18 protein-coding genes and 1 pseudogene are annotated in these 22,883 nt (G+C 62.0%); 10 read left to right on the top strand and 9 right to left on the bottom strand.

The genetic code is table 11. From position 1 onward, the window contains the following. Positions 1-171: 171 nt before the first annotated feature. Positions 172-774 (bottom strand): helix-turn-helix domain-containing protein, encoded by a 603-nt coding sequence (locus tag OKW28_RS18270; protein ID WP_187638207.1) that lies wholly within the window; start codon positions 772-774, stop codon positions 172-174. A gap of 191 nt (positions 775-965) precedes the next feature. Here OKW28_RS18270 and glnT point away from each other — a divergent pair, with 191 nt between their 5' ends. From glnT to OKW28_RS18235, 7 genes are all read left to right on the top strand, one after another. Continuing rightward, positions 966-2,354 (top strand): type III glutamate--ammonia ligase, encoded by a 1,389-nt coding sequence (gene glnT / locus OKW28_RS18265; RefSeq protein WP_429447775.1) that lies wholly within the window; start codon positions 966-968, stop codon positions 2,352-2,354. Positions 2,355-2,366: 12 nt separating this feature from the next. Continuing rightward, complete coding sequence (locus OKW28_RS18260) at positions 2,367-3,275, top strand: class II glutamine amidotransferase (protein WP_187638208.1); 909 nt, start codon at positions 2,367-2,369, stop codon at positions 3,273-3,275. Then, positions 3,263-3,952, top strand: a complete 690-nt coding sequence (locus OKW28_RS18255; protein ID WP_429447773.1) for a protein glxC — start codon at positions 3,263-3,265, stop codon at positions 3,950-3,952. The genes OKW28_RS18260 and OKW28_RS18255 overlap by 13 nt, the downstream gene beginning before the upstream one ends. Positions 3,953-4,014: 62 nt before the next feature. Beyond that, positions 4,015-5,376: an FMN-binding glutamate synthase family protein gene (locus OKW28_RS18250; RefSeq protein WP_429447771.1), complete on the top strand. Its 1,362-nt coding sequence runs from the start codon at positions 4,015-4,017 to the stop codon at positions 5,374-5,376. Between the two features lie 80 nt (positions 5,377-5,456). Continuing rightward, positions 5,457-6,893, top strand: coding sequence for an APC family permease (locus OKW28_RS18245; protein WP_429447769.1), 1,437 nt, complete (start codon positions 5,457-5,459; stop codon positions 6,891-6,893). Next, complete coding sequence (locus OKW28_RS18240; RefSeq protein ID WP_429447768.1) at positions 6,894-8,711, top strand: bifunctional protein-serine/threonine kinase/phosphatase; 1,818 nt, start codon at positions 6,894-6,896, stop codon at positions 8,709-8,711. A gap of 269 nt (positions 8,712-8,980) precedes the next feature. Next, positions 8,981-9,373: a response regulator gene (locus OKW28_RS18235; RefSeq protein ID WP_429447767.1), complete on the top strand. Its 393-nt coding sequence runs from the start codon at positions 8,981-8,983 to the stop codon at positions 9,371-9,373. A 268-nt stretch (positions 9,374-9,641) separates the two neighbouring features. Here OKW28_RS18235 and OKW28_RS18230 read toward each other — a convergent pair. From OKW28_RS18230 to OKW28_RS18215, 4 genes and pseudogenes are all read right to left on the bottom strand, one after another. Further along, positions 9,642-9,972 (bottom strand): annotated as a pseudogene (locus OKW28_RS18230) (PDDEXK nuclease domain-containing protein); the annotation flags it as partial. Between the two features lie 777 nt (positions 9,973-10,749). Then, the gene (locus OKW28_RS18225) at positions 10,750-11,076 is read right to left on the bottom strand and encodes a type II toxin-antitoxin system RelE/ParE family toxin (RefSeq protein WP_429447765.1); all 327 of its coding nucleotides are present in this window, start codon (positions 11,074-11,076) and stop codon (positions 10,750-10,752) included. A gap of 11 nt (positions 11,077-11,087) precedes the next feature. Next, a complete protein-coding gene (locus OKW28_RS18220) occupies positions 11,088-11,372 on the bottom strand; it encodes a type II toxin-antitoxin system Phd/YefM family antitoxin (RefSeq protein ID WP_429447763.1) in 285 nt (94 codons plus the stop codon). Between the two features lie 220 nt (positions 11,373-11,592). Then, positions 11,593-12,120, bottom strand: coding sequence for a hypothetical protein (locus OKW28_RS18215; protein WP_429447761.1), 528 nt, complete (start codon positions 12,118-12,120; stop codon positions 11,593-11,595). Positions 12,121-12,926: 806 nt separating this feature from the next. Here OKW28_RS18215 and OKW28_RS18210 point away from each other — a divergent pair. Both OKW28_RS18210 and OKW28_RS18205 read left to right on the top strand, forming a co-directional pair. Further along, positions 12,927-13,220: a toxin-antitoxin system TumE family protein gene (locus OKW28_RS18210; RefSeq protein ID WP_429447759.1), complete on the top strand. Its 294-nt coding sequence runs from the start codon at positions 12,927-12,929 to the stop codon at positions 13,218-13,220. Continuing rightward, the gene (locus tag OKW28_RS18205) at positions 13,217-13,561 is read left to right on the top strand and encodes a hypothetical protein (protein ID WP_429447757.1); all 345 of its coding nucleotides are present in this window, start codon (positions 13,217-13,219) and stop codon (positions 13,559-13,561) included. The genes OKW28_RS18210 and OKW28_RS18205 overlap by 4 nt, the downstream gene beginning before the upstream one ends. Before the next feature lie 27 nt (positions 13,562-13,588). On the opposite strand, the gene OKW28_RS18200 is transcribed toward OKW28_RS18205, so the two are convergent. Together OKW28_RS18200 and OKW28_RS18195 are read right to left on the bottom strand one after the other, a co-directional pair. Continuing rightward, positions 13,589-14,176 carry a DUF7713 domain-containing protein gene (locus OKW28_RS18200; protein ID WP_429447755.1) on the bottom strand — a complete coding sequence of 196 codons (588 nt, stop codon included), beginning with the start codon at positions 14,174-14,176 and terminating at the stop codon, positions 13,589-13,591. 112 nt (positions 14,177-14,288) lie between these two features. Beyond that, positions 14,289-15,986 (bottom strand): phage integrase family protein, encoded by a 1,698-nt coding sequence (locus OKW28_RS18195; protein ID WP_429447753.1) that lies wholly within the window; start codon positions 15,984-15,986, stop codon positions 14,289-14,291. Positions 15,987-16,181: 195 nt separating this feature from the next. Between OKW28_RS18195 and OKW28_RS18190 the strand changes: the two genes are divergently transcribed. Continuing rightward, a complete protein-coding gene (locus tag OKW28_RS18190) occupies positions 16,182-16,436 on the top strand; it encodes a hypothetical protein (protein ID WP_429447752.1) in 255 nt (84 codons plus the stop codon). 375 nt (positions 16,437-16,811) lie between these two features. Here OKW28_RS18190 and OKW28_RS18185 read toward each other — a convergent pair whose 3' ends face one another. Beyond that, entirely contained in the window at positions 16,812-19,232 is a 2,421-nt protein-coding gene (locus tag OKW28_RS18185) for a filamentous hemagglutinin N-terminal domain-containing protein (protein WP_429447750.1), read from the bottom strand. A 620-nt stretch (positions 19,233-19,852) separates the two neighbouring features. After that, positions 19,853-22,303 carry a filamentous hemagglutinin N-terminal domain-containing protein gene (locus OKW28_RS18180; RefSeq protein WP_429447748.1) on the bottom strand — a complete coding sequence of 817 codons (2,451 nt, stop codon included), beginning with the start codon at positions 22,301-22,303 and terminating at the stop codon, positions 19,853-19,855. Positions 22,304-22,883: the final 580 nt, after the last annotated feature.

Below are 22,883 nucleotides of genomic sequence, written 5' to 3'. Positions count from 1 at the left end.
AGGCACCGCGCAGGTCGGTAAACCGCACTGCTTTGACGCGGTGAGGATCCGCGGAAGTCACCCGTTTCATGCCGTCGGTTCGCCCAAAGTGTTTCCCATCGTGAATCTTATGTTCCCATTGGTAATCATGGCATGGAGGTTGCATAAGAAGTAGCGGCGACTGAAGGCGCATCAGTCCCGGTCACCTTCGCCGTACACGAAGATGGACAGAAACTGGATCGGCATTTCGATCAGCCGCTCGGGACCGTGGGGCACGTCGGCCTGGAAGGTGAGGGTGTCGCCGGGATGCAGGATGTAGGTTTGCTGGCCGTGCCGGTACTCGATGACACCCTTTAGCATGTGGATGAACTCGGTGCCCTGGTGTTCGAAGACGGGGAAGGTTTCCGATTCGTCGTCCATCGTGATCAGGAACGGCTCGAACAGTTTTTTGGGGCCCTGGTCGTAGGCAAGCAGGTGATAGGTGTGGCCGCGTTTGGTGCCTTTACGGACCACCTCCATGCCTTCGCCCTTCTTCACGAGTTGGGCGCCGCCTTCGGGAACGTCGAAGCGGCGGAACAGGGTGGACATCGACACACCGAGCGCATTGGCGATCCGGTTGAGCACGTCGAGCCCGGTGGAAGTCTGGGCGTTCTCGATCTTCGAGAGCATGCCGCGGCTGATCCCGGCCTGCTCCGACACCTGGGCGATCGTCAGCCCGTGGCGCTGGCGAAGTTCGCGGATCGTCGCGCCCAGATAGCGTTCGAGCGAGTTTTTGCTGTCTTCGCCGTTTTGCATGGTTGAACCTCGTTGAAAGGCGTGAGGGTAGCAGATAAGAAAGGCCGCATTGCGCCCTGAATGTTTCTTGTTGGGAAATATTGTTGCACAGTAGTAAATTTGTATTGATGCTGCGAACAGCGCTCGCAGTGGAGTCGTGCAATGGGGCATGACTCGCCAATCAGCCAGCGATGGTGGTGCAAGGAGTGACGATGAACCTGAACGATGCGAGCAAGCTGCCGGTCAACGAGTTGGGTAGCGTGCCCCGCTTTGGCTCGGCTGAAGAGGCGCAGGACTACCTCACGCAACGCGGCGTGAAATACGTGCTGGCGCAATTCGTGGATATTCACGGGGTCGCGAAGGCCAAGTCGGTCCCGGTCGCGCATCTGAAGGGCGTACTGAAGGCCGGCGCCGGCTTTGCGGGCTTCGCGATCTGGGGCGTGGGGATCGAGCCGAACGGTCCGGACTACATGGCGGTGGGCGATCTGTCGACGCTCACTCCGGTGCCCTGGCAGGACGGTCTCGCGCGAATCGTCTGCGACGGCCACGTTGATGGGCTGCCGTGGGCATACGACTCGCGCGTCACGCTGAAGAAGCAGGTCGCGCGCATGACGCAACGCGGCTGGACGCTTTTCACCGGACTGGAGCCGGAGTTCTCGCTGCTCAAGCGCTCGGTGACGGGCGCGATCGAACCGTGCGACCCGAGCGATACGCTCGCCAAGCCGTGCTACGACTACAAGGGACTGTCGCGCACTCGCGTCTTCCTGGAAAGGCTCACCGAATCGATGCGCTCGGTCGGCATCGACGTCTACCAGATCGATCACGAAGATGCGAACGGCCAGTTCGAAATCAACTACACGTATACCGATTGCCTGACCTCGTGCGATCACTACGTGTTCTTCAAGATGGCTGCATCCGAGATCGCGAACGAGTTGGGCATGATCTGCTCGTTCATGCCCAAACCCTTCGCGAACCGTCCGGGCAACGGCATGCACATGCATATGTCGATCGGCGACGGCGAACGCAATCTGTTCTCGGACAAAAGCGACAAGCTCGGCATGGGGCTATCCACGCTCGGCTATCAGTTCACTGCGGGACTGCTCGCGCATGCGCCGGCACTCGCCGCGCTATGCAATCCGACCGTCAACTCGTACAAGCGTCTCGTGGTGGGCCGCTCGCTGACGGGCGCGACGTGGGCGCCGGCCTACATCAGCTACGGCGACAACAACCGCTCGACGATGGTGCGCATGCCAGGCGAGCGCATCGAACTGCGTCTGCCCGACGGCGCATGCAATCCGTATCTCGCGACGGCCGCCGTGATCGCGGCGGGTCTCGACGGCGTCGAACGTGAATTGTCGCCGGGTGCACCGGCCAATGAAAACCTCTACGACTGGTCGCCCGCGAAGTTGCGCGAGCACCAGATCGGCATCCTGCCGCAGAACCTCGAACAGGCGCTCGACGCACTCGAAAGTGATCGGCTGATCTGCGATGCGCTCGGCCCCGTCGCCGACGAATTCATCAAGCTCAAACGAATGGAATGGCTCGAGTACATGCGCCATGTTTCGGACTGGGAAATGAAAAGTTATCTGGAATTCTTCTAAGGGGGTACGACTATGTGTGGAATTGTAGGCTTGCTGGTCAAGACGCCGGCACTGCGCGCGCAACTCGGTCAATTGATGGTGCCGATGCTGATCGGTATGACCGAGCGCGGCCCTGACTCGGCCGGACTCGCCGTGTTCGGCGGTGCGGTCGGCGAAAGCCAGCGCAAGCTGAGCCTGTATGCGGGCTTTACGGAAGCCGGCGACGGCTTCGACTGGAACGCGCTGCTCGATGCGCTGAACGGCGCGATCGACGTGAATGCGCGGGTGGAGACGAAGGGCAATCACGCGGTGCTGACCGTGAACGGCAATGTTGACGCTGTGAAGGCATGGCTCACCGAGCGTTTTCCGAAGCTGTTCCTGCTGTCCACCGGACGCTCGATCGATCTGTACAAGGACATCGGCTCGCCTGCCGAGGTTGCGCAGCGTTACGACTTCTCGAAGCTGACCGGCTCGCATCTCGTCGGCCATACGCGGATGGCGACCGAGTCAGCGGTCACGCCCGATCGTGCGCACCCGTTCACGGCCGGCGAAGACTTTTGCCTCGTGCATAACGGCTCGCTGTCGAATGCGCATGGCGTGCGCCGCAAGCTGGAGCCGCAAGGTATCCGCTTCGAGACGGACAACGATACCGAAGCCGCGTGCCGCTTCCTCGAATGGCGGCTGCGCGAAGGCGATGAACTGCCGGTCGCGTTGCAGAAGGGCTTCGAAGAGCTCGACGGCTTCTACACGTTCCTGATGGGCACCTCGACCGAACTCGCGCTGATTCGCGATCCGTTCGCGTGCAAACCCGCAGTGGTCGCAGAAAACGACGACTACGTGGCGATCGCTTCCGAGTTCCGCTCGCTCGCGCATTTGCCGGACATCAAAAACGCCAGGGTATTCGAACCCGCACCCGAGGAGATGTATGTATGGAAAGCATGAAGTTCGACCTTGAGGGGTCGTCGGTCCGCGAACTGAACCAGTACCTGCATGGCGCGAAAGAAGCGCTCGAAGGCGTGAAGGTCGACATCGCGTCGCCGAACGGGGCGCACAACATCGCGGTGGGCATCAACGCGCACGCGACGGTCACGGTGCAAGGACACGCCGGTTATTACGTGGGCGGCATGAACCAGCTCGCGACGATCGTCGTCGAGGGCAGCGCGGGCACCGGCGTCGCGGAAAACATGATGAGCGGCAAGGTCCACGTGAAGGGATTTGCATCCAACGGCGCGGGGGCGTCCGCACATGGTGGCCTGCTCGTGATCGACGGCGATGCGGGCTTGCGCTGCGGGATTTCGCTCAAGGGCGGCGACATCGTGGTCGGCGGCTCGGTGGGCAGTTTCTCGGCCTTCATGGCTCAGGCGGGGCGCATGGTGATCTGCGGCGATGCGGGCGATGCCTTGGGCGACTCATTGTACGAAGCCGTGCTTTATGTGCGTGGCGAAGTGAAATCGCTCGGCGCGGACGCGCAGTTCGAACCGATGACCGACGCGGACGTGGCGGCGGTCGGAGCGTTGCTCGACGCGGCGGGCCTCGATCACGATCCGCGCTCGTTCAAGCGCATTGCATCGGCGCGCACGCTCTACCACTGGAACGCTGACGCGGACCAGGAATATTGACCAGACATATCGAGCGCGGGTTGAACCCGCAACCGAACACCGAGTTCATCAAGAAGGTCCCCATGGAAGCCAAACCCATCCATTTCGCCCGCTTGCAGCAGGAAGAGTCGCAAGGCTACGACCGCAAGACGATCGACTATATCCACGCCGCCGCGCAGCGCGGCCTCTATGAAATTCGTGGTCTGGGAGCGAAACGCCGCGTGCCGCATTTCGACGATCTGCTGTTCCTTGGCGCGTCGCTGTCACGCTATCCACTCGAAGGGTATCGCGAGAAATGCGCGACGCAGACAGTGCTCGGCACGCGTTTCGCGAAGAAGCCGGTCGTGCTCGATATTCCGATCACGATTTCGGGCATGAGCTTCGGCGCGCTGTCGGCGAACGTGAAAGAAGCCCTCGGCCAGGCGGCTACCGCGATGGGCACATCCACCACGACCGGCGACGGCGGCATGACGCAGGAAGAGCGCCGCGCGTCAAAGACGCTGGTGTATCAGTGCCTGCCGTCGCGTTATGGCTGGAATCCCGACGACGTGCGCCGTGCCGATGCGATCGAAGTCGTGATCGGGCAGGGTGCTAAACCGGGCGGCGGCGGCATGCTGCTCGGGCAGAAGGTGAACCCGCGCGTGGCCTCGATGCGCACCCTGCCCGCGGGCGTCGACCAGCGTTCGGCGAGCCGTCATCCGGACTGGACCGGTCCCGACGATCTGGCGATCAAGATTCAGGAATTGCGCGAAATCACCGATTGGGAAAAACCGATCTACGTGAAAGTCGGCGCGACGCGTACGTTCAACGACGTCAAGCTGGCCGTGCACGCCGGGGCGGACGTGGTGGTGATCGACGGCATGCAGGGCGGCACCGCCGCCACCCAGACATGTTTTATCGAGAACGTGGGTATTCCGACGCTGGCCGCGGTTCGTCAGGCCGTGGATGCGCTCGAAGACCTGAACATGAAGGGCACGGTGCAGTTGATCGTGTCGGGCGGCATTCGCTCCGGCGCGGACGTGGCGAAGGCGCTCGCCATGGGCGCCGACGCGGTCGCGATCGGGCAGGGCATGTTGATGGCGCTCGGCTGCAATAGCGATACGTACTTTCAGAACGGCGCGCTGCATCCGGCGACGGCGGACTATGCCGCGCTCGGCACGTCGCCGGGTTTCTGCCATCACTGCCACACCGGCAAATGCCCGGTCGGCGTGACGACGCAGGACGCCGTGCTCGAACAACGCGTTCAGCCGGACGAAGGCTCGCGCCGCGTGCGCAACTACCTGAAGACGCTGAACATGGAGCTGACGACGATCGCGCGGGCCTGCGGCAAGCAGAACGTGCATCACCTGGAGCCCGAGGATCTCGTTGCCCTGACTGTGGAAGCCGCGGCGATGGCGCGCATTCCGCTCGCGGGTACTTCGTGGATTCCCGGATGGACCACATGAATTGAGTTGTTTTGCGTTTTTTGACTGTGGAAGAGTTGGGTGCATTCAACCTTGATTCACCAATCCATCAGGAGCCCAATATGAGCACTCCGCAAAGCACCACACAAGCAGCGCCGGCATCATCGGGTGGCCTGCGTGCCGGTACCTTAGGTTTTCCCGAGGTCATCGGCCAATCCATCGCGAACCTTTCACCAACTTTCACGCCGTCGATCAACGTAACCGCGATCGCGGCGCTGGCCGGCGCGGGGACCTGGTTGATTTATGGTCTTTCGACACTCGGGCTATTGCTGGTGAGCATGAGCATCATCGCGCTCTCGAGCCGGATCGCGTCGGCTGGGTCGTTCTTTATCTATATCTCTCGCGCGCTTGGGCCGATGGCGGGTGGCATTGCCGGTTGGGGGTTGATCGCGGCCTACGTGGGCACGGCAATGGGGGTTGGCGCCGCGGGCGTCGTGTTCGTGCAGAACGCTTTTACGGCCTGGGGTATCAATGTCCCGTCGTGGGCGGTCTACACGGTCTTTGTCGGCCTCGCCTGGTTCTTCTCGGCACGTGACGTGAAGCTCTCCTCGCGCCTGTCGCTGGCAATCGAAGCCGCTTCGGTGGTGATCGTGGGCGGTGTGCTGATCTATGTGCTCGCACTGCATCCGGACCATATCATCGACCATACGCAGTTGGGGCTGCAGGGCGTGCGCGGCAAGGGCATGGCGCAGGGTATGGTGCTCGGCATCTTCTCGTACGTGGGTTTCGAGAGCGCGGCCTCGCTCGGCCAGGAAACCAGGAACCCGCTGCGCGTCATTCCGCGTGCGGTGGTCTGGTGCGTGATCCTGTCGGGCCTGTTCTTTATGTTTGTGGCCTATTCGATGACGATCGCCTACCACGACGACGCAGCGAAGCTCGGCGGCGATTCGGCCGTGCTCAGCACCTTGCTCACGAGCGTCGGCGCCTCGCCGCTCGGTCCGGTGTTTTATCTGATTGCCTCGGTCAGTGCGTTCTCGTGCGTGCTTGCGTGCATCAACTCGTCCAGCCGCCTGCTGTATTCGATGGGCCGCTATCAGTTCGTGCACCGCTCGATGGGCATGGTGCATCGCACGCACCAGACACCGTACCTGGCCGTTGCGTTTTCCTCCATCGTGACCTTCGTGGTATGTATCGCGATGCTCGGCACGGGTCCGCTCAATACCTTCGGCTATACCAGTACGTTTGCGACCTTTGGCTTCCTGGTCGTGTATTTCCTGGTCGCCGTCGCGGCGCCGGTTTACCTGAAGAAACAGGGCGAGCTCAAGACGAGTAACGTGGTGTGGGGCGTGCTCGGTGCACTGGCGATGGTCGGCGCGGTGATCGGCAGCGTGTACCCGGTGCCCGACTATCCGTATAACATCCTGCCGTATTTGTTCGTTGCGTATATGCTGGTTGGCGCAGCCTGGTTGCTGATGCTCAAGAAGCGCTCGCCGCAGGTGCTCGAAAAGATCGAGCACGATCTGGAAACCAGCGACGTGATGACCCACGGCAAAAAGTAAATGAGTGAACCCTTCTTTCCGGATAGTTTGCCCGCACCCAGCACGGGGCGAATGCCGGACGATCCCGAGGGAAGGCTCGTTAGCGGTCGCGGAATGGGCGGCCAGGAAATCGATCTGCAGTTGAGGCCGGAGCGCGGCGAGTGCGCCTCGCTCGCGATTGGTTGTGTTTCTTTCCCTGCCTGCGCCCGCGGGCAGGATCACATCAACGAAGACTACGTCGGTGTGATGCTCGGCGATCTGGCGGAGCGCGCCGCGCGTGGCAGCGTGATCGCTCTTGCCGATGGCGTGAGCGGCAGCAAGGGCGGACGGGTCGCGGCCGAACTCTCGGTGCGAACCTTTATCGATGCCTATTACGGGCTCGCCGACACCTTGCAGCCCGGCGTGGCCGCTGCGCGCGCGCTCGAAGCAATCCACGGCTGGCTGCACCAGATCGGCCGCGTCGACCCTGCACTGAAGCAGATGGCCGCGTCCTTTGCGGCGCTGATCGTGCGGCGCGCTACCGCGTATCTGGTAGCGGCCGGCGATGTGCGGCTTTATCTGCTGCGCGATGGCCAACTGACCCAACTCGGTGACGACGACGTGGTGCCGGTCGCCTTCGGTTCTTATGTGGCGCAAGCGGTCGGCATGCATCCGACGCTGGTGACTCGCATCGAAACTCTTGAACTGCGCGAGGGCGACCGCCTGCTGATGTGCTCCGACGGACTCTATCGCCGCGTGCCGATGCGCGAACTGCAGACGGTGCTGGCGACGCGCGGCGGTGCGCTCGAAGCGGCACGCCGGCTCGGCGCGCTGGCAGTGGCGCGCGGCACGCAAGACGACGTGACAAGCGCGGTGCTCGACGTGGGCGACCTGCCTTTGCTCGATATCGGTTACCTTGAGCGGGTGGTCGGCACCTTGCCGATTCCGGCGGTGCCCGACGCCGGCGAAGTGATCGACGGATATCTGCTCAAGAGGGTGTTGAGCGATGGCTTCTATTCGCGGATTTTTGGCGGCTACGATCTGGCCGATCCGAACACTCCGCTGGCGCTCAAGTTCCCGAAGCCGCGTGTCGAGCAGGACGAGAACGTGCGCCAGTCGATCGTGCGCGAGCGCTGGCTGGCCGGCAAGATCGGCGACGATGGCGTGCTTGCGCCGATGCCGGTCGATGCCGACCGGCAAACCAGGCTCTATGTGGTGATGCCACTCGGCGCAGGCGTCACGCTCGAAAAACTACTGGCGGCGCCTCAGCCCATGGCGCTGCCGCGTGCGCTCGAGATTGCGCGGCAGCTGGGCCATTCGATCGACGTGCTGAATCGCCGCAATATCTTCCATCGCGATATCAAACCCGAGAACGTGCTGGTGATGCGGGGCGATAGCACGCGCCTGCTCGATCTCGGTTTCGGTTATATGCCGGGCATGCAATTGCCGGGCCCCGACGCCGCACCGGGCTCGCCCGCTTATATGGCGCCCGAGTTGATGAAGGGCGCACAGGGCGATGCGCGCTCCGAGGTGTTCGCGTATGGCGTGACCCTGTACCGGCTGTTCAGCGGCGGCAAGCTGCCCTACGGCTTCAATGGCCGCGTGCCGCTCTATCAGTACCGGCCCGACGCACCACAATGGCTTGACCTGGTGCTGGAGAAAGCGCTGCAGCCCGATCCGGCGCGCAGGTATCAGGACGTGCTCGAAGTCTGCGCTGACCTCGATCGTTTTTCGAGCGGTCGGGATGCGATGGCGCCGGTTCGACGCAAGCCCTTGCTCGAGAGCGATCCGGTGCTGTTCTGGCAGGTCGTGGTAGTGGTGTTGCTGGCGCTGCTGTTGTGGTCCTTGATGCGGCATTGAGCGGCGTTGGTGGTACGGCGCAGCCGCGCTACTCGGCACAAGCCACGCGCTATGGACGCGCCGAGGCCCGTGCTGCGGCTGTTCAAGATGGGATTCATTGCCCGTGCCGTTGTGAGATAGCACGTGAGGGCATTTTCATTCTCGTCTATGCCCGCCGGACGGTTGTGTGCGTCCGGCGGTATCTTTATTCCGTTGCGGCTTAATTGCGCTCATAGGGCAGGTCGAACGGGCAATGAACATCGCGTAAGCACGAGAACCAAGTGGTCAGAATGACCGGGCAGATCAGTGTCGTCATTGTGGACGACCATGCCCTGTCTCGAAGAGGCGTGAGCCAACTACTTAACAGCGACCTGCGTGTAACCGTCCTGGCAGAGGACAGTTGCGGAAGGGACGGAATCGATATGATCATGCGAATGACACCTGATGTCGCGCTTGTGGACCTTCACATGAGAGATATCGACGGTATCACCTTGATCAGGGCGGCGCGTTCAGCCGGTTCGCAAACCCGATTCATCATGCTGACCGTATCCGATAGTCGACTCGATCTCGACGCTGCGCTGGAGGCCAGTGCCGCAGGCTATCTGCTGAAAGATATGGAGCCTGAGGATCTCTGCAAAATGGTACGAGCCGCAGTGGGGGGAGGTCGCAGTGAGGTACGATGATCTTTCTCTGCTTTCGACTTCGTCAGCTTTGCGGCGCCAACGGAACATAACGCGTACGTCTCGCTTGATACGGGCATGATCTATTGGATTTCTGATTCTAGCGACGCGTTCGACGAGGAGATTCCTGAGCACGTTGAAACGTCAGATCGCTATCTTTGCGATACTGCACAAGAACGAGCTCGATCTCGGAGACCGTCTCGCCTTGCGCTTTGTCGCACAGGAGTTGCCCGGATATTACGACCAGGTCGAAGGTTTTTTCCGGCGGCAAGGCCACGAGCCGGTTCTTTTCCTTACACAGCAGCAGGCCAATGGTCGGTGGTCCTCGCGCGCCTTGACCTGCGCGTCGATCGCGGCCAGGTAGAAGTTCAGCTGGCCCGCATATTCGGGCTTGAACGGCGTCGTTTTAAGTTCGACGACGACATAGCAACGCAGGTTGAGATGGTAGAAAACCAGAACGACGACAAACAGTCGCCGCCTACGTCCAGCCGGTACTGACGCCCCACGAACGCGAAGCCGGCGCCCAGTTCGAGCCGGAAACGTGTGATGAGCTGGGTGAACGCGCACTCGATGTCGCGCTTCTGGGCGTTCTCGGCCAAGCCGGTCAATCCCTCGCCAACGAGCCTGCCAGTGGCTAGGACGACGCGAGGTACGTCATCGGCCAGCGCGTCAAGGGCGGCAAGCTGCGCCGCACGCGCTTTTTTCGCGAGACGCACGTGCAGCACGAAAAGCGGCTCGACTGCTTTATTCAAAGTACTCTGCATGTTTTCGAGATGATCCGTCCGTTCGGTGAGAACCGGCACCTTGCGTCCTTGTCCGAACTGCTCGCGAATTGCCGCAGCAATCATCTTCGTCCACGGTGGATCCTGTGCAAGATGCGCGAACGCAGTCTGGATCGGCGCGTCGGCCGCACAGCATGAACATCCGGCTGCTGGCTGCCGCGCCGCACGGGCCACGGGGGTGCTCGCTGGCCTTCCCGTTCCCAGCTTTCCTCGCAAAGACGTCCAGCCACGTGGCGCAAAATAGGACTTTCCCGCGCGTGGGCGTCACCGAGGACGCTCCTCACAAATACGGCGGCCCCGGCGGCAACGACTGAGCACCGGATTCACCGATTTTGACTTGATGTTTGACCGCCCTCCAAAGGAGCATCGGCGGGTGCCACCCGCGCCTGTCCTATCGGCGCGCAGGCGGTATGCGGGCTCTCGACTTTTGAGGCGTCCGACGCCCGATGGAAAGAAAGTGTACGCGGTACGCGGCCGCGTCTCTGCGTACTTTGCTCTGCTTCGAGGTTGAATTCAACGAAACGCTCGCGGCGTGCCGCGTGGTTGGGCTGCGAGCCGGTCCGGTCTGAAGCGACCCAGTTGTCGAGTCCAGACCCTTTACATCAGGCGAAGCACGATTCTCTGAAGCAGGGAGGGCAGGTCGCGTCGCACGTCGACCACTAGATGAACAAAGACGGTATCGTCGCGGATCTGGTAGATGATCCGGTTTTTGCCGGAAAGAGCCTGTCCGAAACCATCCTCGAAGAAGCCCTCAAGCTCGGCAGGCGCATGACCGCTAGCGGGAAACTGGCGAATGTGGTTGATCGTTTCCTGCAGTTGCGCGGATGTCTGACGCCATGTTTCCCAACCAAACGTGCGGACGACATAGCTTCTCAGTTCGTCGATGCCGATTCGCGCGGTAGGGAGAATCCGGTATTTCAGCAAGGGTCCCGCCATCAGCGGAGCTTTTCTTGACGGTCGAGCTCGTTTAGCTCTGCAAAGAACTCGTCACCATCGATGTGATCACCACGCTCGATCTGCTTCTGGCCAATCGCGAGAATTTTCAGGAGCGCGAGGGTTTGCTGCGTCGATTCGTAGGTTCGTAGATCCTGGACGACGAGCTTCGCTTCGCCATTCTGCGTGATGATGAGTGGTTCGCCCGAATCAGTCAGGTCTTTGACGATTTGCGCAGCTTCGCTTTTAAGGTAGCTGATTGGCTTCACATGGTCCGCGAGACGCATTTGGCGCTCCGGGTCGAAGGGGGTTGAGGACCGAATTTAAACCATTAACGGTCCGGAGGCAACCGGCGACGCAATTTCGTCGGCATGTATTTGACATAATTAAGATTATCAATTTTTCTGTATGTTGTTTATTCATAAGTTGAGCGGATGCCCGATCAGCCACGTCTGTAGTTTCATCCGTTGGCCCGCTCAGACGGCATAGTCGATCTCACTACGCCCTTTACAATTTCCTGGCTCGATTGCGGATGGCAGCCGGCGTGGACAGGGTGAGCGCGCGAAACTCGCTTTCCTCCAGCTCCGCCCATTCGTTCGTGAACGGTAGATAGAGCCTAATGATCCAGGAGCGACCATCACTTCGTCCATCTCGACGCGCGGCGTACGGATGCAGGATCTCGCCATCGGCTCGCACGCGGTCGAACTGCAATAAACGCTTGTGCGGGTACGGACCACTGTCGAGCTTCTCGTCCATCATCCGGCATAGCGCCGCATGAGAAAAGCCGGGATGGCCTGGCAGGCGCGCCTCATCGATGCTCGCGCGAATCTTTTCGGCTTCGCTTCGATGCGCGTCTTCCAGTTCGGCCTCGTCGAGAACTACTTCATCGACCATGTACGGCGGACCTTCGTACCAGACTGGATCATCCTCGACGAGCCGGATGGCGGTCACCGTACGCGTACCGGTGTCTGTGCAGCGCCACCAAAACGGGCCGCACGTGAATTCGAGACCAATGTGAAATTCAGAAGGCTTCATGGACATGCTCAGTCCTTCGGACAGTTCCGGTTCAAGTCAAGAGCATCGAATCTGCTCTCGTCGAAGAGATGAACGAGACCACACTTGCAGAGATCGTCCGCATCCGGACGATCAGCCGTTTCCCGGCCAGACGCAGCCGGGCCCTTCGTACTCTGAGATCATTCAGCTCAGTTTAGCCTTTGCCGACGGTTGACCGGCACGGCGTCGTGGTGCACACAAAGTCGTAGTCGGACGGCAACCGCCGTAGTGCGAGGAACGCGGGCGCGGTCGCCGCTGCCGCATGCGCGCCGTGCACATGGGATCGACGTTCGCGAGACTCGCCTTTACACAATGGCGATAGTTTTCTTTCCATAGCAGCCAGTTGCAAAATCAGAACCATCGGACCCTCATTCGATCGCGATGTCACGTCGATCGTCCACTTCAGCACATACCGCCGCTGCGGCACGATGATGGATGGAGTGGCCAGCAATCACACTTCGCAAATATCTCTGATTTTATGCGCGTCCTATTCTGGATGGGAGCCGCGCGGAAGCCGGCCGCGAAGGAGTACGGACGGGAAGACCGTTGATTGGGGGCGCGGTAGCGGGGCCACGGAAACGCCTGCATGAACAACGTGGGCGTTTTCTTTTGGCGGGTTTACATCGAGCGTCACATCAACCTTGAAGCCACAATCCTGCGCCGGACGTTCTCGCGGACTTCTTCAGTCAATCCGCTGTGGCGACCGCTGCATCGATTTCGGAACCCCGAAGAGCCGCGCCCTGTTATGGCGTTTGACGCCATAATCGTCGTATGGCATCCTGCACCATATGAAGAAGAAGGCCACACTCCTGTTCGAGGATCGAACCATCTACCCGGATGGAGCCATTCTCGAAATGCGCATCTGGCGATTACCGGAGAGCGACGGCGAACGACCGAACGGCCTCAAGTACAGCCTGTTTTATGGTCGTGCAGGTCAGCGAATCATCGGCTACGACAACGAACGGGGCAAAGGCGATCACCGGCACTACCGCGACCGGGAAGAGCCGTACGCATTCTCGACGCCCGAGCAGATGGTGGCTGATTTTCTGGATGATGTAGAACGTGAGCGAGGTGAATCATGAGCAAACTTAATGTGCATGTTGGTGGCGCGCGGGATATGGGTCGTCGGTTCGCGGCGGCATTCAACCGTGCGCAGGCAGGCGAGCATGTCGAAGAGCGGCACGTGACGTTTCTGTCGCTCGAGGAGATGCTGGCTGCGCTGTCGCCGAAGCGCCTTGAGATGCTTCGTCACCTACATCGCGAAGGCGCAGAAAGCGTGAAGGCGTTGGCAACTGCGCTGGATCGGGACTACAAGCGTGTCTACGAGGACGTGGTGATCCTGGAGAACGCTGGCCTTATCGTGCGCGAAGAAGGTCGTCTGACTGCGCCGTGGGACGCGGTAACCGCCGAGGTTTCCTTGTGACCGAATCGCGGACGGCCATACGTGAGGTCATGCCTCATCGCTCGGATCCACCAGTTCAATCCGGAACTGCCACCCTTCGAACGCCATTAACATCGCCCCAAAATCGGACCAGTCGACCCGCCTGCCATCAATGACCACACATGGCAGCCGGTCGTTCTCGTTGCCGTCCCACTCGATTCGTCCACGAACCGTCGTTTCGGCTACCACGAGATGGCCTGCATCCTCGACCAGGTGTTTGACTGCCAGGGCACGCTTCATCTTCTGGAGCAGGTCGCCCAACAGCTCAAACGGGTCCGACCGCGGATCACCGAGAAGCTGGAAACGGAAGCCTGCGCGGTCCTCGTCACCCGAAGCGAGCTCGAACGTCTCCAGTGAAAGCTGGTCACCGAACAGCAGGCTACGGAAATGGAACTCGTGTACGACGCCATCAGCATCGGGCAGACGCACGGACGTGAACTCCGGATGTTCGAAGGCTTGAACATCCGCCAGATACGCCATCTCAGTGTTAAAACAGCGGCTACAGAGCAACCGGAAGCCGCCATCCGGCGAAGCAACGCTGACAACGTCGTGCGGTGGGGTGACTGTTCCGCACCGGACACAGGTGTTACCGGTCATCAACGCTCCTCTTGGGCTATGAACAAGGTGAGCGCAATTTCCTATCATAAGCATTGACGGTATGAAATTTCCGACATTTATACCGAAAGCGCTATAAGCGACTTTTTCCCAACTACCGCTTGAGATCCCGTGAGCGAAATGCCTGATCGAACTGCCGGGCTCGCTGCACCTCGTCGCTGTGCAGATAGGTCGAAGTCGTCGAGATCGAAGCGTGCCTCAAGTTGTCCCGCACCATGATCAGTTCTGCGCCACGCGCGAGCGCGTGCGACGCATGCGTGTGCCGCATCCAATGCGGGCTCGCGCGCCGCAGCTTCTCTGCGGTCGCCGGTCGTTCGTCCTGGATCGCATCGGCCGCCAGCACGAAGAACCGTCGCATCACGCGCCAGAGCCGTGTGCTTTCGATGTGCGCATCATCCTCCTCGAGACTCACAACAAGCGGCGTCGCCGGGCTCCAGCGTTCCGGCGTGACTGGTAGGCCGCGCTGCATAAGATATTGATCCAGCGCGGTTCGGGCCAGCGACGGCAGCGCTACCTTGCCGAGCTTGCCGCCTTTGCCCAGTACATGCAGCCAGTGATCGCCGTGTTCGTCGCGACGGATATCGCCGAGCTTCGAGCCGACCAACTCGCTCGCGCGCAGGCCGGTTGCATAGCCAAAGTCCAGCAGGAATCGCAGCCGCTGCGCGGCTGCTTCGCTCCAGCCGTACGACCACTCGAGGCCGTCAGCGAGAGTGCGGATCAGCAGCCACTCGCCTTCGGAGAAGCCGCGGGACGCGTCCAGTCCCGCACGCTGTGCGTGACTCTTGACCTTGACGCCGGCGAACGGATTTGCGAGCACATAGCGTTGCGCGACCAGCCAGCGAAACATCGCCGAGAGGACGTTCAGCGCGTATGCCGCCGAGCGGGGTGACAGCGCGCCGGTGAAGGGCCGCCATTCGACACTGTGCCGCGGCCGCGATGGCCCGATCCAGCGTTCGCGCGGTGTCGGCCGGCGCAGGAAACTCCGGTACGCGATCGCGTCGTCGGTGGTGAGCGACGACAGTGCGCAGTCCCGTTCAACGATCGCCCACAGGATCAGGCGTTCGGCTTCTTTCCGGTAAGCGCGCTGCGTGGCGGCCGACTCGTGCAGTGACAGCCAGGACTGCACGGCCTCATAGTCGTTCGAAGCCTTGAGCAGGCAGGCGTCCTTTGGGGCGCGGTACTGTCCGCGCGAGCCGTCGACCTCGTGTGGCACACGCAACTGCTCCCACGGCACGACGTTGCCTGCCGGCGCAGCGACAATTAACGCACGGGCGCGTTCGGTCAGGGCCGGATGGGCGGCAAAGAACGCCTCGATTCGGCGCGCGCCGGCGACGCCGAGTCCGGCGATAGCCAACCACCAACGACGCCGTCGCGGAATCCGCACGGTCAGGTCGGCCAGCGTCCGGATGCCGTGCGCGCGCAGTGCTGCAACGATACGCGGTGGTAACCACAGATCGACCGGATCGGCGATCGTCGGTATCGGTACCGGCAGATTGCGCAGCACCTCGATTGCGCGGACCACCCCATCCGCCGATGCAGTCGTTGGGCGATCGACGAAGACGCTCGCCAGCTCCGCGCGTTGGCGCGCCTGCGCATACGCGATGAGCCGCCGACGAATCCGGCCGAGCACGCCGCGCGAGGACGCGCCCGCTGATCTTCGGTCACCCAGATACCGCGCGACAGCGGCCCGCGCGTCCAACCCGGCGTACCAGCCGCGCAGTGCGGCGAGCTCCGCTTCGTCGGGGAAGCCGGATTCAGTTTCGTTGATGGGTAAGGCGTCGCGCGTTTTCATGACTCCCAGTTTATATAAATTTCGATGACGGACTGATAATAGTATTTATCAGTCTAATCGCATCTCGCACACTATACGACGTGCTCGCAGCGGCCCCGGTCTTGCCTCAGGTCGACCCGATGTGGCGCATTCGCCAGATGGCAGCAGACGACCCGAAACAGCCGGTCGGTTCCGACGGCAATGAATGGCAGTAACGTGACCACATCGGTCATCCGTGCTTTGTCGGGAGTCGTCAGCACGACCGGGACCGGCACACGGGTCTATGGTGATGAAGGAGGGCTCGCCAACCAGGCAATGTTCGCGGGACCAATCGGTCTCGGCTTCGCGCCCGACGGAAGCCTGTGCGTTGCTAATGGCTTCACTGTCAGACGCATTACCGGCTTTACCGAAAAGCGCGGCTGGGACTGTCGCGATGAACGCCGATATCACGGCGGCGATCGGGCATGGTAGCGCGAATAACGAGTCCGAATGTAGCTATCCTATCGCCGCAATCAGGCACGTTTGCATGCGGACTGGGCGCGCCTTGGTCTGCGAGAAATCTTGCCTGGCCGGACCTGCTGCCAAGGGATAAGTGCGCATGCGAATCCACTACCGAAGCGGCGCGAGCTATTGCAGAATGACCGCACGCTCGGTCAGTCTTTCGTCGAGCGAAAAAGGCATTGGAGACAAGCTGCAGATCACCGGCTCAGTTGGCCATCTTCGGACGTTCGTAGACATGCTCAGGCAGGCAGTCGGAGGCCGGCTTCCCCCCAATCTGTCGTTGCGATGCCACCAGCCGACGCGGCTGAGCCAGTTCTGCGTGCGCGCCCCAGTTCGCTGCAGCGCCTAGGGCGCTAGTTGCCAGCGCAGGATCGGGTGGGTCGCGCCCGCCGGTATGACCCACGTCCCGGTCTCACTGAAATCCCACGAGGCGTCAAAGCTGGCCGGATTGCTCATCTGTGCGGTCGTGAGCCCGTTGGACGCCGATAGCTGCGCGCCGTACCCGCTGCTCTTCGTTCGCGTTGTCGTCTCCTTGTCCCAGTAGACGTTGGACGCGAGCGGCACTCCAGCCGGTAAGCCCTGGAAGGCGACGATGCCGCCATAAGTGCCATAATCCGGGCCCTGGAACGTTGGTCCTCTGACTTCGCCCGACGCAAACGACTGCTCGATGAGGCCGGTATTCGAAAGAGCCAGTCCCCCAGCGCTGAATGGGCCGTACACTATCCCCGTTGCATACGACTGCGAAATCGTTCCGTCGTTAGCGCCGACCAGACCGCCACCGGAGCCATGATTGCCGCCGCTCACCGTCCCTGTCGCATAAGATTGCACGATGGTACCGCCGTTGCCACCGACGAGGCCGCCGAGCAGGCCGGCCGACCCGACGAACGCGCTGCTCCAAGAGCGCTCGATCAGGCCGACGTTGCGTCCCACCAGGCCGCCGAGCACCGCACCTTCGAACGCGCCAGAGCCGCGGTCGCCGGTAGTATAGGCGTAGGTAATCAAGCCCTGGTTCTCGCCGGCCAGAATGCCAAGCGGGATCCCGCCCGGGAAATAGATATGGGTCACGACCCGGGCGTTGGTCATCCCGACATTCCGCACGACACCGGTCGGCCCGATCGTGCCGAACAGTCCCGTCGCCGGCTGCTCGGTCGAGCTCTGATCGAACTGGGTGAACCTGTCGATCACGTGGCCCATCCCGTCGAACTGACCGGAAAATGGCGTGGTCGCATTGCCGAGCGAAGAGAAAGCGAAAGACGTATCGGTCGAACTGGCGTCGAGGTCTTTGCCGAGCGCATACGCGCCGCCGAGATCGCGCGCGATGTTCTGTAAATCGCCGACCGAATTGACCAGCTTGTAGCCGGTCACCTGGGTGATGAGACCGCTATACGGAGCTGCTGTCCACGCGCTATTCGCCACGATCATGCCGGGAGTGTAGCTGCCGTTCATGTCGTAGAGCGCGCTGATGATGCCGGTACTTTTCGACCAGTCGATAGTGCCGCCGTTGATCACGCTGCCGCCGTTGTCGATGCCGGAGGCGTCGGCGCGCAAGGTCAGATTGCCCGCGCCGTTGTTCGCGATCGTTGTGCCGCTCGCGACTGAGACATCGCGGTACGCGGCAAGCGTGAGCGAAGCCGGACCGGACCAGCGCAGGCTCGACGCGACGCCGAGGTCGCCCGTTGCACCGTTCGCGCCCGTCGTGGTCACGTCGACCGAAGTGCCCGCGTTCAGACTGCGCTGCAACGCATGCGCTGCGACATCATCGATGGTGAAAGCGGGCGTCGAGAGATTCCATTGGCCTGCATCGACCACCGCGTGCTTGCCGAACGTCAGTTGTGCCGCTTGTGTATCGACCGTTCCGCCGCTGCCGTCCGCGTTGCTTGCGGCGATCTTGCCGAGCTGCTCGACGCGGCCGCTGTCGGCGACCAGCCATACATGGCCGTCGCGGCTTGCCGTGCCCGTCGCGCGGATGCGCGTGCCGCCGCCTGCAAGCGCATACACGTTGCCATCGGCGGCCTGCAGGCTGACCTGCGCGGCGTTGATGGGCCCCCTGTTGACCACGGTGCCCTGACTGCCCGTCTGCACGAACACCTGCCTGCTGCTGGCCGAGTCCTGCAGCAACACCGTCTCGCCGACAGCCAGTTCCGCCGTACCGTTGGGTGCGGTGATAGTGCCCGCGTTGATGGCGGCACGCCGTGCGATCAGGAACACATCCCCGCCGCTCGAACTGACCTTGCCCAGGTTGATTACGCTTGCAGCGGAGTCGCCCGAGAATGTAAGCGGGCTGCTCCCGGTCATGAATGCACAGTTGCAGACATCGAGCGTCGACGCGACGAAGCGGCCGCCCGTGCTGATCACGCCCGATGGCCCCACAACGATGCCCTGCGGATTGATCACATAGAGGCTTCCCGTTCCACTGAGCCTGCCGAGAATGGCCGACGGCGAGCCGCCCGTTACCCGGTTCAGCGTCGCGCCCGAGCCGTTATCGAACATCACGCTGTTGTGCCTGCCGATCGAAAAACTGTTCCAGTCGATCACGCCGCGCGTCGAACCGGGTTGCGTGATGACGAGACCGTTCCCGTTGCTGGCTATCGTGCCCGTGCCCGCCACATAAGTGCCGCCTCGTGGAAGTGTGCCCGCCGCGAGCGCCGCCTGGGTAAAGGACAGTCCGGTGAGCGCGCCGCCGATGACGAGCCACCGGCGTCCGTGTGACTGGCCACGGCGCGGTGCGCGTAGTAGCGCGGGCCGAGGTAGTTTTGGATTTGACATACAACCCCCTTTCCGCGTGGGGCGCGGCATGGCTGACGACGACGCGCGAGCCGACCTGAAACGCGTTAGTCCCAGCGTCTGAAGAATAGCCGCTGGAGTCGCGAATGCATGCCGATACCTCTGCTTTTTGCGCCTACTTGCCTCGCCGTTTGTGGCCGCTTCTCGTGTGGGATCTTTTGACGCGCTTGCGAAATCGGCTCGAAACTGCTCGACGGGCAATGTGTTCCCGGCGAAGGTCGATGACCGTTTGCAATGCGGATGCGACGTCTGACTGTCCGCCGACGGAGGAGGTGAATGACGCTTCATGGCCGACCTCTGTCCGCTGAGCGAACGCGCGCCCCCTCGCGGACAGCGGTCTTGTTGGCGACATACGACCGCGTTGATCAAAGTGCCCCCTTCGAATCAAATGCGCTCCGTCACCGCGCCTGATGCCGAAAGAACGGGGACACTAGGCAGTGACGTTGGGCCGACGTGTTCGAATTGGCCGAACCCGGGCCAACGAATCCAACAGATCGTCCGAACGTTGAGCCGAATTCGGGCTGCGCCTTGAAGCAAATATGTGGGCAAGATGATCCCGCGTCGAAAACCCGCTTACAGCCCTATGGCTGACTCCACGTCTGTCATTGCGCCAGTTGCCAGCGCAGCACCGGATGCGTCGCGCCGGCAGGCATCGCCCACACCCCCGTCGGACTGAAGTCATAACCCACGAATGATGCCGGTGTGCTCATCTGCGCGGTGGTCAGCCCGTTCGCCGCGGGAATCGGCGTGCCGTACACGACGCCGACTGTGGCGGTCGTGGTGTCGGTGTCCCAGTACACATCGTTCCCGATCGTGCCGGTATTGGCCCGCGCGATACCGATCGGTCCATACAACGGCTGCGTCACGAGGCCGGTTGCGAATGACTGGCTGATCGTTCCTTCGTTCGTAACGACGAGTCCCGCGCCACCGCATGGCGTACCGAAAGCACCTCGGCAATAGCCCCGAAGCGTTGTCGAGCCGGTTGCATAAGACTGGTTGATCGTGCCGCTGTTATCGCCGACAAGGCCGCCGCCGCCCTCATTGATATAACTCAGCGAAACGACAGGACCCGTGGCGAACGACTGGTTGATCAGGCCGCTATTCGCGCCCGCCAGACCACCGAGCACATGCCCCGCGGTCACGGCGGCGCTGCTCGAAGAACGCTGGATTAAGCCGGCGTTAGCGCCCACGAGCCCACCGGCTATCGAACCGTCGCTCATAACAGCGGCCTCGGGTCTGCTGTTCACCACCACCGTGCCGGACGTGCTCACGCGCAGGACGGTACCGAAGTTCGCGCCGGCGAGTACGCCCATATCGAGGGTTGGGTACTCGAGGTCCACGCTCACGTTAGACAGGTTCGCCGTGCCCGAAACGTCGAGGTTGCGTATGACACCTTGGGTGCCGATCACACCGAACATGCCCATCTGTGGCCGTTCGGCCCTGGTACCCACCCACTCGCCCAGCGTGAGCGAACTAATCGTATTGCCTTGTCCGTCGAACTGGCCCGTGAAACGTGTGTCGACGTTGCCGATCGGAACGAATGGCGTGTTGCTCGTCGCGCTCGCATCGATATTCTTGCCGAGCGCGTAGTTTCCGGTGAGATCGTTGGCGACGTTCGACAGATCGGTCAGCGAGTTCACAAGCCTGTACGCGGTGATCTGCGTAACGAGGCCGCTGAAGGCTGGAGGCGTCCACGCCGGGTTGCTCAGCAGGGTACCGGCAACGTAGGTGCCGTTCATGTCGTAGAAAGCGCTCAGCGCACCGGTGCTCTTCGACCAGTCGAGCGTGCCGTTGTTCACGACGCCGCCGCCGTTGTTGATGCCGGTTGCGTCGGCGCGCAAGCCGAGATTGCCCGCGCCATTGTTCGCGATCGTCGCGCCGCTCTCGACCGACACGTCGCGGTATGCGGCGAGCGTCAGCGACGCAGGACCTCGCCAGCGCAGGTTCGAGGCGACATCGATATCGCCCGTTGTGCCCATCGCGCCTGTCGTGGCGACATCGACAGAAGTGCCCGAATTCAGGCTGCGACGCAGTGCGCGTGCAGCGGAATGATCGATCGTGAATGCAGGCGTCGAGAGATTCCATTCGCCCGCATGGACCGCTGCCTTGGCGCCGAACGCCAGTTGTGCCGCGTCAGTGTCGACCGTCCCGCCGCTGCCGTCGGCGTTCCTGGCCGCGATGACGCCCGACTGCTCGACCCGGCCGCTGTCGGCGACGAGCCACACATGTCCGTCGCGGTTCGCCGTGCCCGTCGCGCGGATGCGCGCGCCACCGCCGGCGAGCGCATACACGTTGCCATCGGCGGCCTGGAGGCTGATCTGCGCGGCTGCGATGCGCCCGCTGTTGACGACCGTACCAACGCTGCCCGTCTGCACGAAAACCTGTCTGCTGCTGGTCGAGTCCTGCAACAACACCTGATCACCTGCCGCCAGTTCCACCGTGCCGGCAGGCGCTTTGATCGTGCCCGCGTTGACGACCACCTGCCGTGCGATCAGGAAGACATCGCCGCCGCTCGAACTGATTTTGCCGAGGTTGATCACGCTCGCATTTGAATCTCCCGACAGCGTGAGCGCATCACCCTTCATGAACGCACAGTTGCAGACATCGAGCGTAGACGCGACGAATCGGCCTCCCGTGCTGATCACGCCCGATGGCCCCACGACGATGCCCTGCGGATTGATCACATACACGCTGCCTGTTGCGCCGAGTCTGCCGAGGATGGCCGACGGCGAGCCGCCCGTGACCCTGTTCAAGGTCGCGCCCGTGCCGTTGACGAACGTAACGCTGTTGTTCCCGCCGACCGAAAAGCTGTTCCAGTCGATCACACCGCGGGTCAAACCGGGTTGGGTGATCACGAGGCTGTTGCCCGCGCCCGCTATCGTGCCCGTGCCGGCGACGTAACGGCCGCCCTGCGGCAGGCTGCCCGCCGCGAACGCCACGGGTGTCAGGCAAAGTCCAGTCAGCGAAATGCCAATGGCGAGCCAGATGCGTCCGTTTGACTGTTGACGATGCGGTGCGCGTCGCGCGGACCGCGGTGGTTCTGCACGTGACATACAGCCCCCTTTCCGCATGCATGCGGAATGGCCGCCAACGACCCGCGGAGCCGACCGGAGACGCGTGAGTCGCCGTGTCTGAAGAATAGCAGTTGGCGTCACGCATGCATGCCGATATCTCAGCGTTTGGCACCTTCTTATGGGGACTTTTGTGCCACTTCGCCAGGTCAGAACGCGGTAACCATAAGGGAAACAAGGGAAGGTCCAAACCAAGGCTGTAGATATACCGAACCCGAAGAAGGCGGACCAGGAAGATCAGTTGTGTTCCGGTGGCCAATGGCCGCTGGCGGCTGCAGAACCGACGTCTAAATGTCTGGTCAACAGTAGCGGCGAATGACACTTCCTGGCCGAGGGTGTGTCAAAACGTGCTGCTTCGTAGTCGAGTGCGAAAGTCGACCCACCAGAACGCGCTGTATCGGCTTCGCGGCACGTGGGGAGGGGTAAAGCGACACTCGAAAACCTGGCAGTTTCGAGTTTTGACACACCCTCGGCCGACTGCCGCCCGACGCGGTCGGCCGAACCCGACCCATCAGAGACATCGGGGGCGGGATTCTGCATACGTCTCACACCAGACCATTCT

The organism is Paraburkholderia sp. 40, from assembly GCF_050434105.1.
Classification (GTDB): Bacteria; Pseudomonadota; Gammaproteobacteria; order Burkholderiales; family Burkholderiaceae; genus Paraburkholderia; species Paraburkholderia tuberum.
Note: the sequence above shows the minus strand (reverse complement) of the source record. Positions and strands in the feature narration are given on the sequence as shown.